General features: G+C 72.7%; 15 protein-coding genes and 1 pseudogene. 9 read left to right on the top strand and 7 right to left on the bottom strand.

Annotation, left to right across the window (positions count from 1 at the left end; all coding sequences use genetic code 11):
* Positions 1–15: 15 nt before the first annotated feature.
* Entirely contained in the window at positions 16–534 is a 519-nt protein-coding gene (locus CCN29_RS17720) for a murein hydrolase activator EnvC family protein (RefSeq protein ID WP_086683024.1), read from the top strand.
* Between the two features lie 35 nt (positions 535–569).
* Here the strand turns inward: CCN29_RS17720 and CCN29_RS17715 are convergent, their stop codons facing one another.
* The 7 genes and pseudogenes from CCN29_RS17715 to CCN29_RS17685 all read right to left on the bottom strand — a co-directional run bounded on the left by CCN29_RS17715 (position 570) and on the right by CCN29_RS17685 (position 7,092).
* Positions 570–1,127, bottom strand: a complete 558-nt coding sequence (locus tag CCN29_RS17715; protein ID WP_086683021.1) for a TetR/AcrR family transcriptional regulator — start codon at positions 1,125–1,127, stop codon at positions 570–572.
* Between the two features lie 100 nt (positions 1,128–1,227).
* The gene (gene whiG / locus CCN29_RS17710; protein WP_006130436.1) at positions 1,228–2,070 is read right to left on the bottom strand and encodes an RNA polymerase sigma factor WhiG; all 843 of its coding nucleotides are present in this window, start codon (positions 2,068–2,070) and stop codon (positions 1,228–1,230) included.
* A gap of 321 nt (positions 2,071–2,391) precedes the next feature.
* A complete protein-coding gene (gene dprA, locus CCN29_RS17705; protein ID WP_051792174.1) occupies positions 2,392–3,567 on the bottom strand; it encodes a DNA-processing protein DprA in 1,176 nt (391 codons plus the stop codon).
* Between the two features lie 298 nt (positions 3,568–3,865).
* Positions 3,866–4,510: pseudogene (locus CCN29_RS17700) on the bottom strand (ATP-binding protein); the annotation flags it as partial.
* A gap of 47 nt (positions 4,511–4,557) precedes the next feature.
* Positions 4,558–6,207, bottom strand: coding sequence for a recombinase family protein (locus tag CCN29_RS17695; RefSeq protein WP_075986195.1), 1,650 nt, complete (start codon positions 6,205–6,207; stop codon positions 4,558–4,560).
* Positions 6,204–6,602 carry a hypothetical protein gene (locus CCN29_RS17690; protein ID WP_075986196.1) on the bottom strand — a complete coding sequence of 133 codons (399 nt, stop codon included), beginning with the start codon at positions 6,600–6,602 and terminating at the stop codon, positions 6,204–6,206. The genes CCN29_RS17695 and CCN29_RS17690 overlap by 4 nt, the downstream gene beginning before the upstream one ends.
* Positions 6,603–6,630: 28 nt before the next feature.
* On the bottom strand, positions 6,631–7,092 hold the full coding sequence (locus CCN29_RS17685) for a helix-turn-helix domain-containing protein (RefSeq protein WP_075987829.1): 462 nt from the start codon (positions 7,090–7,092) through the stop codon (positions 6,631–6,633).
* Between the two features lie 265 nt (positions 7,093–7,357).
* Here CCN29_RS17685 and CCN29_RS17680 point away from each other — a divergent pair, with 265 nt between their 5' ends.
* From CCN29_RS17680 to CCN29_RS17645, 8 genes are all read left to right on the top strand, one after another.
* Complete coding sequence (locus tag CCN29_RS17680; RefSeq protein ID WP_236586754.1) at positions 7,358–7,582, top strand: helix-turn-helix domain-containing protein; 225 nt, start codon at positions 7,358–7,360, stop codon at positions 7,580–7,582.
* Positions 7,579–7,770, top strand: a complete 192-nt coding sequence (locus CCN29_RS17675; RefSeq protein WP_075986197.1) for a hypothetical protein — start codon at positions 7,579–7,581, stop codon at positions 7,768–7,770. Before CCN29_RS17680 ends, CCN29_RS17675 begins: the two co-directional genes overlap by 4 nt.
* Before the next feature lie 68 nt (positions 7,771–7,838).
* Positions 7,839–8,228, top strand: a complete 390-nt coding sequence (locus tag CCN29_RS17670) for a hypothetical protein (RefSeq protein ID WP_107481711.1) — start codon at positions 7,839–7,841, stop codon at positions 8,226–8,228.
* Entirely contained in the window at positions 8,225–8,605 is a 381-nt protein-coding gene (locus CCN29_RS17665) for a hypothetical protein (RefSeq protein ID WP_075986198.1), read from the top strand. The genes CCN29_RS17670 and CCN29_RS17665 overlap by 4 nt, the downstream gene beginning before the upstream one ends.
* Complete coding sequence (locus CCN29_RS17660) at positions 8,602–9,753, top strand: Rad52/Rad22 family DNA repair protein (RefSeq protein ID WP_075986199.1); 1,152 nt, start codon at positions 8,602–8,604, stop codon at positions 9,751–9,753. Before CCN29_RS17665 ends, CCN29_RS17660 begins: the two co-directional genes overlap by 4 nt.
* A complete protein-coding gene (locus tag CCN29_RS17655) occupies positions 9,750–10,376 on the top strand; it encodes a hypothetical protein (protein ID WP_075986200.1) in 627 nt (208 codons plus the stop codon). Before CCN29_RS17660 ends, CCN29_RS17655 begins: the two co-directional genes overlap by 4 nt.
* Before the next feature lie 152 nt (positions 10,377–10,528).
* Positions 10,529–11,149, top strand: coding sequence for a DNA methylase (locus CCN29_RS17650; RefSeq protein WP_075986201.1), 621 nt, complete (start codon positions 10,529–10,531; stop codon positions 11,147–11,149).
* Positions 11,146–11,292, top strand: a complete 147-nt coding sequence (locus tag CCN29_RS17645) for a hypothetical protein (RefSeq protein ID WP_442538403.1) — start codon at positions 11,146–11,148, stop codon at positions 11,290–11,292. Before CCN29_RS17650 ends, CCN29_RS17645 begins: the two co-directional genes overlap by 4 nt.
* Positions 11,293–11,342 lie beyond the last annotated feature (50 nt).

The raw sequence follows: 11,342 nt of genomic DNA, 5'->3' as shown, positions 1-11,342 counted from the left end.
CCGACCGGCGCCGGGGTGGGGGACCCCACCCCGGCGCCGGTCGGAGCGAGCCGGCTCCGGGCCGCGGACGGCCCGGTTCCGGCCATCGCCCGTACCTGGCCGGTGGGCGTACGGCCACGGGTGCTGCGTGGCTGGGAACCGCCGGCGACGGTCTACGGACCCGGCCACCGGGGCGTCGATCTGGCGGCGCCGCCGGGGACGCCGGTACGGGCCGTGGCGGACGGCCGGGTGTCGTTCGCGGGCCGGGTGGCCGGAAGGGGCGTGGTCTCGGTGGAGCTCACCGGAACCGGGGACCCGCCGCTGCGCACCACCTACGAACCCGTCCGCGCCTCGGTGCCCCGGGGCGCGGAGGTCGAGGCGGGCGAGGTGATCGGCACGGTGGAGGCGGGCGGCTCCCACTGCACGGCGCCCTGCGTCCACTGGGGCCTGCTGCGGGGCGACGCCTACCTGGACCCGCTCTCCCTGCTGCCCCCGTGGCTGCTCCAGCGGGGTCCGTCGCGGCTGCTGCCGGTGCTGGGGGTGCCCCTGCCCTGAAGATCCGGCCGACAGGTGGCGCGGCGTCTCGGGCCTCAGCCCCGGACGCCGTGCAGGGCCAGGGAGACCGCCGCCCGGACGATCACGTCGGGGTGCTCGGCCGCGCCCAGCTCGATACGGCGCACGGCGGCGTCGACCACGCCCTGGAGCAGCATGGCGGTGAGTCGGGGCTCGGTGTGCCCCAGCGCGGCGAGCGCCTCGACGATCATGGCGATGAGTCCGCCGTGGGCGGCGCGGATCTTCTCCCGGGCGCCGGCGTCGAGTTCGCTCGCGGAGATCGCGACGACCGCGCGGTGCCGCCGGTCCCCCACCAGTTCCAGCTGCCTGCGGACGTACGCCTCGATCTTGCCCTCGGGGCTCTCGGCGTCCGCCATCGCCGCCTCGACCTCGGCCGCCCAGACGGGGAAGTCGGCTTCGCACAGCTCCTCGACCACGGCCGCCCGCGAGCGGAAGTACTCGTAGACGGACGACCGGGCGAGGCCCGTGCGCTCGGCGAGGGCCGGGAAGGTCAGCGCCTCCGTACCGCCCTCGGACAGCAGGGAGCGTGCCGCGTCCAGCAGGGCGGCTCGCTGCATCGACCGGTGCTCGGCCACGGAGGCCGCTCGAATCCTTGGCACGTCGTCCACTGTACGGACGGCCCGGCCGCCGCGGCCAGGGATTCCGCGGGCCGGTCACCCCGGTCGCCGCCCTCGGTCAGCGGCCGAAACTCGCCAGCTTGGCGCGCAGCTGGAGCACCGACTTGGTGTGGATCTGGCTGACCCGGCTCTCGGTCACGCCGAGGACGTTGCCGATCTCGGCCAGGGTCAGGCCCTCGTAGTAGTACAGCGTGACCACGGTCTTCTCGCGCTCGGGCAGCGTGTTGATGGCGCGCGCCAGGAAGCGGCGCAGCTCCCGGTCCTCGGCGACCTCCACCGGGTTGTCGGCGGCGGTGTCCTCGAGGGTGTCCATGAAGCTCAGCTGGTCGCCGCCGTCGCCGCCGACGTGCAGCAGTTCCTCCAGGGCGACGACGTTGGCGAGGGAGAGCTGGCTGAACACGGCGTGCAGTTCGCCGACGGTGATGCCCATCTCGGCGGCGACCTCGTTCTCCGTCGGTGTGCGCCGCAGCCGTGCCTCGAGGGTGGCGTAGGCGCGCTCCACGTTGCGGGCCTTCTGCCGGACGGAGCGGGGGATCCAGTCCAGCGCCCGCAGTTCGTCGATCATCGCGCCGCGGATCCGGGTGATCGCGTACGTCTCGAACTTGATCTCTCGGTCGACGTCGAACTTCTCGATCGCGTCGATCAGCCCGAACACCCCGGAGGAGACGAAGTCCGCCTGTTCGACGTTGGGCGGCAGCCCCACGCTGACCCGGCCGGCGACGTACTTCACCAGCGGTGAGTAGTGCAGGATCAGCTGCTCCCGCAAACGTTCGTCCCCCGTCGCCTTGTACGACCGCCACAGCTCGTCGAGCGTCGAGGGAGCGGGCGGCCGCACGCTGCCACCGTCACGGGCGGCTGGGGGGATCGCCGCCCGGTCGGACCCGGAGGTGTGCTGGGGCATTCGTCGCCTAGTGCCGTTCTGCCGTGGGCTGGTACTGCCTGGGTGCGTGGTCTGTCCGATGTCTGTTCTGGTGTCTGCTGTGGTGTCCGTCTGGCGTGTGCTCGGTGTCCGTTCTGGGCCGTCCGTGTCTGGATCCTCCGTGAGCGTAGCGTGACTGTGGCGTCGCGGTGTGCGAAGAACGAGGGGCGGGCCGTGCGCAGATACGTTCCGAGGGCCGTCCCGCCGGGGCACGCCGGTCGCTCTGTGTGATCACCCGGATACCCCAACTGACGTATTTTCCAGGGCGTGTCGGGGTTCCCCCGGACGGCCGAACACGCTGTGTCAACGGTCATCGGCGCCGGCCCGGACCGAGATCATCGCCTGGCGCGTCAACTTCCAGCCGTCGCCGTGTCGTTCGACGTAACCAAGTGCTCGGAGTTCGTACAGTTTCGCGATCGCGTCGTCCGGGGTGGTCTGCGCCGTGCGGGCGATGTCGTCCGGGCGGGCCGCCCGACGGACCGGCACCGCGGCGAGGACCTGGCGGACCGCCGGGTCCAGCAGGTCGCGGGGCAGGACCGGTCCCCTGCGCTCCGGCGCGAGCTCGCCCATGTCGCCGACCAGTTCGACGATCTCGTCGGCGTCGGTGACCAGGGCGGCGTCCTGCCGGAGCAGTTCGTGCACGCCGGCGGAGAGGCCGCTGGTGGCCGGGCCGGGTACCCCTATCGTGTGGCGTCCGAGCCGGCGGGCGGCGCGGGCGGTCACCAGGGAGCCGCTGCGGTGGGCCGCCTCGACGACGACGGTGCCCCGGGTGAGGGCGGCGATCACACGGTTGCGGAGGATGAAGCGGCTGGGCGTCGGATGCTCACCGGGTGGCAACTCGCCGACCACGAGGCCCTGTTCGGCGATCCGGCCGATCAGCCCGGCGTGTCCGCGCGGGTAGGGGCGGTCGACCCCGCAGGCCAGCACGGCGACGGTCGCGCCGCCCGCGCCGAGCGCCCCGCGGTGGGCGGCGCCGTCGATGCCGTAGGCGCCGCCGGAGACGACGATCCACCCCTTCTCGGCGAGTCCGGCCGCGAGGGTGGCGGCCATGAACGCGCCGTACTCGGTGCAGGCGCGGGCGCCGACGAGGGCGACCGAGCGCAGCGCCCACATCCGCAGGTCCGGGGTGCCGCGCACCCACAGGCCGAGCGGGCGGCCGTCTCCGAGGTCGTCGAGCTGGCCGGGCCACTCGGTGTCCCCGGGGCACACGAACCGGACGCCCGCGCCCTGGGCGACGGCGAGGTCCCGGTGCGGGTCGGCCCGCTCGGCCCGGGCGATCAGCCCGGCCCAACGCTTCCCGCTGACGCCCGGCAGGGGCTCTCCGCGCTGCCGCAGCCGGCGCACCACGCCGTCCACCCCGAGCTCCCGCACCCAGCGCCCGCCGGTCTCGTCGCCGGGTTCGAGGACGCGGGTGAGGAAGATCCGGCCCAGGAGGCCGGCTTGGCCGCCTCGCTCGCTCCGGCCCCCGGTCCGGCCCACCTGGTCGCTCCGGCCCTCGGTCTGGCCCACCTGGTCGCTCTGGCCCCCGGTCCGGCCCGCCTGGTCGCTCTGGCCCTCGGTCCGGCCCGCCTGGTCGCTTCGCCCGGTCCGGCCCACCGGGTCGCTCCGGCCGCCCCAGTCACCCCGAATATCCCAGCCGGCCTGCCGCGGTGGGGCGTCGCGCCCGGCCCCTCCAGGCGGGCCACCCGAATCCGCCAGGCCGTCCCTCGGTCCCGGAGGTTCGGCCGGCCCCGTCCGTTCCATCGGCTCGTACGGCCCACTCACGCCGCTCATCCCCTCACACCCCCGCCCCGATCGCCATCGGCGCCCCACGCGGCACGCCCGTCCGCAGTTGCAGGGCGAGGGCGACGTCGCCCGCGTCGGGGCGGTCGTGGCCGGCGAGGTCGGCGACGGTCCAGGCGACCCGCAGCACCCGGTCGAGCCCCCGCGCGGTCACCACGCCCCGCTCCAGGCTGCGCTCGGCCTCGTCCATGGCGCCCGGTGCGGCCTGCCAGCGGCCGCGCAGCTCCCGTCCGGGGATCTCGCTGTTGAGGCGCCACGGCGTGCCGTGGAACCGTGCCGCGGCGCGTTCGCGGGCCGCGCGCACCCGGTCGGCGACCGTCGCGGTGGTCTCGCCCCGCGCGCCCGCCGCCGTCAGCTCGCCGCGGGTGACGGCGTCCACCTCAACCCGCAGGTCGACCCGGTCGAGGAGTGGTCCGGAGAGCCGGGCCTGGTACCGGCGGATCGCGGAGGGCGGGCACTCGCACCGGTCGCCGGTGCGCGAGAACCGGCCGCAGGGGCACGGGTTGGCCGCGAGCACCATGAGGAAGCGCGCCGGGAAGCGGACGACGCCCGCGCTGCGCGCGATGACCACGTGCCCCGCTTCCAGCGGCTGGCGCAGGGCGTCCAGCGCCTTGCTGCTGAACTCGGGGGTCTCGTCCAGGGACGACACGTGTAAAACAAGTGGGTGCGATCAGTGAAAAGCGCAGGTCAAGCGGTCGACGTGGCCGCCCACGGGTCCGGCTCCCACACGGGGTGCACGGTGACGCGGGTGTCACCGCTCCCCTCTACCCCCTTCTTTCCCTTGGCGCCCCGCGTGCAGACGACACGGTGTATGAGCTGCCGAAGGATGCCGTTCTTCTCCGCGGCATCCAAGACGTCCCACAGGTCGAGCAGCCGGCCGGCAATCGGCGTGAAGTCCTCGCGGCGCGGTGCGGTTTCCACCGCGGCGGCCTGCTCGGCGCCGGCTTTGGCCTCGCGGAGCTGGGCGAGTAGTTGGGCCTGGGCCTGCTCGAACACCCCGGGTGGGTAGTTGTCCGGGTTGAGTGCGCGGTCCGCAGCGAGGTTGCCGAGCGCCTTTTCGAGGCGACTGTGTTCCGCTTGCAGCTTCGCCCGTTCCCTGGCGGCACGCTGCCTGTCGCGGTCCGGGGCGACCTCAACGGGAGTAGGGGGCAGGGCGTCGATGCTGGCCGCCGCCTCGCGTCGCACCCAATCCAACACGGCGTCCTCGACCATGTAGCGCTGGACCCATACGCCGTTGGCGCACACCGTGCCGCCTGAGTGGTACTGGTTGCCGCACATGTAGGCGTATCCGTAGACGCGCCCGCCCGCCCGTCGGGCGGAGGTGGCGCCGGCGTCGCCCCGGCACGTGCCGCAGCGAACCAGGCCGGTAAGCGGATAGGTGGGGTTCCGGGCCCGGGGCGACATACGCCGTCGTTCCTCGACGTGCGCGAGGTACCGCTCCCAGAGTTCCGGGGTGATGATCGCTTCGTGCGCCCCGTCGATGTGCAGCCATCGGGTACAGGTGCCGCCGTTCGCTGTGTAATCGCACTTGCAGTCGGGGTCATGGATGCGGAGTAGCCCGGCCGCGAAGCCCGACAGCATGTAGCGGCGCAGGCTGTCGGCCTTCCACAGGGTGCCGACGCCTGTCCGGTAGCCAAGCCGGTTGAGCCATCCGGCAAGGGCGCCGTACCCCTCTGGCTTACCTGTGTCGAGACCGAGTTTCCGCTCGAACAGGGACTCGATATCCGCGCGGGCGTCGTCGTCGACCTCGTAGCGCTCCTCTTGAATGGTCCACTGTCCGGGCCGGGCCGGGTCGGGGATGCGCCGGGGGAACCACACATAACCGAGGCGTTTCCCGCCGGTTGCCGGGATGCCGTGGGAGCGGCGCCATTGGTGGGCGTCCTTCCACATCTCGCCGGCGCGGTCGCTCTCGAACACGGCGAGGTCGAACAGGATGCGCCTGTTGAAGCGACCGACGGCGGTCCGCACGTCGACGTCCTCGGTCGCCGAGGCGAGCTGTCCCCCGGCGTGTTCGAGCCGGGCGAGGTTGACGGCGATACCGACGTCGTTCCGCCCGAACCGTGAGAACTTCCAGACGGCGATCCCGACGGCCTCGCGCTCCTCGACGCGCTGAATGCCGGTCATGATCTTGCGCTTGAAGTTGCGGCCGGTCGCGTCGAGGTCGGTTATCCAGTCGATGATGCGGCGCCCGGTGCGCGCGGCCCATGACTCGATGGCCGTTTGTTGCAGCTCCGGGCTGATCTTCTCCTCTCGCCATGTCGAGACCCTGATGTAACCGAGCCACGGCTCGCCCTTTGGCGAGCCGTGGAAGGTGGCTGGTGTGTCCAGTGGTGTCATACGGCTTTCCTGTTGCGGTTGTCGCGCGCCCGGAGACGGCGCACGTTGTCGGGCAACTCCGCGGGACGAACGATGCTGAGTCCCTGCGTGTCCTCGCTCGGGGCGCCCTCGCCGCCGTCCGGCGGTGCGGCCGGCGAGTCGAGCAGGCCGAGGGCCACGTGTTGGAGGGCGAGCCGGTAGCCGGCGCGGTGCATGTCGGCGAGCTGGTCGTCGCTCGCCTGTGACGCGCGCTGGGCAAGGCAGTAGCAGAGTGCGGGAATCGCGGCGACCAGGCAGACCAGGCCGAGGCGCCACATTGTGAAGTGACCAACGAGGACCCCGGATATAGCGATGACCGTGCCGAGCGCGACGGCGACGGTCGAGGGGAAGTAGAGACGCCGGGCAAGAAGGGTCATGAGAGCGGGTGTCCTCCGTGCTGGTTATTCAGTCGGCGAGCTGTTGTTCGCCGTCGTCTGGCGCGGTGCGGCGCAAGGTCTGTGCCATGTTCACGAAGACTTTGCGTTCGGCCGGGTCCGTGATGCCGAGTTGGTCGGCGGCCTGCTCGGGGGTGATCCGTGAGGCCGCTACGGGTCGTTGAACCTCCGCGAGTTCGTCGGGGGTGATGACGCCGGCGCGGATGAGCACTTCGCCGAGGGGGACGTCGATTGCCTCGGCGAGGGTGCGCAGGATGCGCGTATCGGTGGGCATCTCGCCGCGGAGTAGGCGCGTCACCGTGGATGGGCTGATGCCTGACTGTTCAGCGAATGCGGAGCGTCCGCCGCTCCGGGGGCCGGACAGGTTGAATCCGAGCGTTTCGAGGCGCCGTGAGAGCCATGCGCCGAAGTCCTCGGCGGGCGTAGACGCATGAGGCTGCGGTGGGGTTGTACGCCGCTTGCTGTTTTTCATGGTTGAAATGTAGCGCCCCACGCTGTGCGTGGACACGCCACCTTTCAGTCACGGCGTTTTGCCCCACCTTGCCCCCTCGCGCATGCCGTCTACGTCGGCACTGTCCGCCCCGACTCGTACGTGCGATCGATTCTGGTATGGCCGTTACCTGCTGTCAACGACCATTCCCGAGGGGTGAGGGAGCGCTTACTTTCAGATTTGAAAGAAAGCTGCTACTTTCGATCTCGGCAGATAGCTGCCGAGATCGAAAGGAACGGTTTCCCCCGTGGCGTACGACCGTGCCCTCTTGCACACCGCCGCCCGCATGCGCGGCATCAAGACCCCGTCCCAGCTCGCCCGCGAGGCCGGCCTGTCCGTGCCCACCGCGTGGCGCATATGGAACGGCGTAGGCGCCCCCCGCGGCGACCACGCCGACCGCGTCGCCGACGTCGTCGGTATCGCGCCCTCGACCCTCTACCACCGCGCCGAGGTCGCCGAGGTCGCCGCATGACCGGCGCCGTCATCCCCCGCGACCAGGCCATCGCCGAGGCCCGCGCCGTCCTCGACCGCGCCCGCCTCCGCATCGCCCGCGACCGCGCCGCTGGCCGCCTGTCCCCCGCGCACGAACTGATCGTGCGCCGCCTCGAACGCGAGGCCCGCCGGGACACCGCGCCGGCCGCCCACCGCGCCGCCGCCTGAACACGAAGAAGGGCCGCCCGGACGCGACCCGGACGGCCCCACTGACCAGACCCCGAAGGGACCCGATCGTGAACACCCACCAGGTTACCCAGCCCCGCCGCCCCCGCGCCGTCCTCGCCATCAAGGGCGCCCAGGCCGCCCGCGCCCGTGCCCGGTTCGTCGCCGTCGTCGCGCGCCAGCTCCACCAGATCGCCCCCGGCACCGTCCGCGTGCACACCGTGCCGACCACCCACCACGGCCGCGCGACCCGGGCCGTCGTCCTCTACTCCGCGGCCGGCGTCCTGCCCACCACGGCCGAGCAGCGCGCCGCCGCTTACGGCCTGCTCACCCGGGCATTCCCCGAGGCCGATTGGGACCGCGCCCGCACCTACGACGCGACGTCCGGCGTCCTGGTCGTCGACGAGCCGGTCGCCCCGGCCGCCCTCGGCCTCGACGCCGTCGAGGGGGTCGACCAGTGATCCGCCCCCAGCTCACCGCCGACGGCCGCGCCGTCCGTCTGCCGATCGCCGCCCGCGCCGAGTCCCTGCTCGACGACCTCGCCCTCGCGTTCGTCGAGGACCCCGACACCCTCGGCGCCCTGCTCACCGAGCACGGCAAGAACGTGCGCGCCCTCGACCACGCGATCTACGGGCACGACGTGCCCGAGTACGACCGCGCCATGCGGGCCGCCGCCGCCGACGGGAGCCGCGAGGCCCTGGTCGACGAGGTGCCCCTCGCCGGCGACCTCGACGACCTGCTCGACCCCGACGCCGCTATCAGCCTCGCCGGCCGTATCACCCGGCTCGCCGCCCACATACGCCACCGCACCGCCCCGGAAGGAACCGCGCGCCCGTGACCGTGACCACCCTCCCCACCGCGCTTACCGCGCCCGTCGAGCAGCCGACCACGGCCGGGCCCCGCGACCTCGCGCCCGAGCAGGTAACAACCCTGCTCGCCCCGATCAACCCGTCGCGCGTCCAGAACCTCAACGGACAGTCCCACGTCGAGGCGTGGGACGTGCGCCGATGGCTCAACCGCGTATTCGGTTTCGGCGGGTGGAGCGACGAAACCCTCGAACTCGCGTGCGTCGCACAGACCGAGATCAACAAGGGCCGATGGACCGTCGTCTACCGCGCACAGGTGCGCCTCACCGTGCGCACCCCCGACGGCCGCACCCTGTCGTCGTGGGACGACGCCGCGTCCGGCGCCGCCCAGAATCAGCCGCGCCTCGGCGACGCCCACGACATGGCCATGAAAACGGCCCTGTCCCAGGCGTTGAAGCGGTGCGCAACCAATCTCGGCGATCAGTTCGGCCTCAGCCTCTACAACGACGGAAGCCGCCGCCCCGTCGTGCAGTGGTCCGCCGTACACACCGCGCCGAAGGACCCCGAGGCCGCCGCCGCCGAGGACGAGCCGGTAAAGCCCGAGCCGACGCCCGAGAACGTCGACCAGGCCCCGGCCGCCGAGCAGGCCCCGGCCGAGGCCGAACAGCAGCCGCGCCGCAGCGACCGCGCCGAGCCCGGCCCGTGGGAGCAGGCACCCCCGCAGCAGCAGGAGCAGCAGGCCACCGGCGGGCCGTCGGTCGACTACCTCGCCAAGGCCAAGGCCGCCAAGACCGCCGCCGCCGTTCGGAAGCTGTACGACGCCGCCAAGGCCGAGGGGGCCCCGCCGCCCTACCTCGCCCAGCTCGCCGACGTCGGGGCGACCAAGCCGGGCGCCAAGCCCCGCAAGAAGGCCGCGCCCCGCAAGAAGGCCGAACCGGCCCCCACCGCGAGCACCAGCTCGCCCCCGCAGCAGGAGACGCCGCAGCAGGCCGAAGAACACGTGATCGCCGTCGCCGAGGTGTTCGAGGCCGCCCGGGGCGCCGGCGTCACCGACCGCGACGAGGTCGAGGCCCTGTTCGCATCCCGGTTCGGCTGCAAGCCGACCGACGCCACCCTCGCCCAGTTGCGCGAGATGCGCGACGACCTGATCGACGCCGCCCAGGAGACCACCGCAGCATGAGCACCACCACCGACACCCCCGACCAGGACGTCGCCCAGGACGCCGAGCAGCCCGTCGAGTCGTTGCGCGACCTCGCCGTCGAAGAGGCCGCCCTCGACCTGCTCGCCGCCCGGGTGGCCGCCGCCAAGAAGAACGTACGGGCCCGCATGCAAACGGCCCTCGACCGCGCCGCCAAGCGCGACGGAGTCGAGCGCGTCGCCGCGGAACTCCCCAACGGGCAGACCGTCGCCACGATCTCACTCCGCCGGGGCACGACCGGGCCCGTCGTCACGGACCCCGAGGCGTTCGCCCGATGGGTGGCCGCACGGTGGCCCGAGCGGCGCCAGGAGTTCACCGAAACCCGCGTCGTGCGCACCGTCAAGGAGTGGCGGGCCGCGGAACTGGTCGCCGAAATGGCCGCCCTCGACCTGTCCCTCGACGGCAAGGGCACCCGGCCGGCGATGTGGCCCGACCCGGACACGGGCGAACTGGTCGAGGTGCCCGGCGTCCTGATCAAGCCGACCAGCGCCCGCACGCACTCGCTCACGTGGCGCAAGGACGGCAAGGAGGCGACCGCCGAGGCGTGGCGTACCGGCACCCTCGCCCACCAGTTCGCCGCGATCACCGCCGGGGGCGAGAAGTGACGGCCGCCGTCCTCGACCGGCCGGGCACCGTTCACGTGCCCGGCCAGTTGGACCACTCCCAGGCATCGAGCCGGACCGGTTTCCCGCTCCCGGCCCGCCCGTGGAACGGCCTTACCGTCCTCGACGCCTGTTGCTGCGCAGGGGGCGCCGCCATGGGTTGGTACCTCGCCGGGTGGGACGTCGTGGGCGTCGACCTGGTCGACCAACCCAACTACCCGTTCGCGTTCATCAAGGGCGACGCGATCGAGTACATACGGGCCCACGGCCGCGAGTACGACCTGATACACGCGTCGTGGCCGTGCCAGTACGGCGCCGCGATCACCAAGGGCACCAACGCGCACTTGCGCGACCGATACCCGAACCTGATCGGCCCCGGCCGCGAGGCCATGCGCGCCGCGGGCCGGCCGTACCTGATCGAGAACCCCGACGCGCGCCCCGACGTCGTCCTGTGCGGAACCATGTTCGGCCTCCCGATCCTGCGGCACCGCAAGTTCGAGGCCGAGGGATGGTTCCCCCTCGCCCTCCCGCACACCCCGCACCGCGGACGCGTGCGCGGGTGGAGGCACGGCCGCCACTACGACGGCGAGTACGTCGCCGCGTACGGCAACGGGGGTGGGAAAGCCACCGTCGCCGAGATGCAAGCCGCAATGCGGATCACGTGGACCGACGTCCGGCACGAACTCACCGAGGCCATACCGCCGGCGTACACGCAGTTTCTCGGCGAGCAGGCCGCCGAGCAGATCCTCGCCGAACGCTACGGGCGGGCCGCATGACCGCGCCGCGCGAGGAGAAGCCGCCGCCGTCGTGCGAGCACGGCAACCCCCGATGCCACGCACGGCCCGCCCGGCCCTACCCGTGCGGCTGGAAGTGCGACGACCACCAGCCGGCCCGCACCCACCGCCGTACGAACCCCTGATCGGCCCCGGGGCGAGGTGCCCCGCGACCCCTCGCCCCGGGGCCGATCAG

The organism is Streptomyces pseudogriseolus, assembly GCA_002154585.1.
Classification (GTDB): Bacteria; Actinomycetota; Actinomycetes; order Streptomycetales; family Streptomycetaceae; genus Streptomyces; species Streptomyces pseudogriseolus.
The sequence above is the reverse complement of the archived record's forward strand: the minus strand, read 5'-3'. Positions and strand labels throughout refer to the sequence as shown.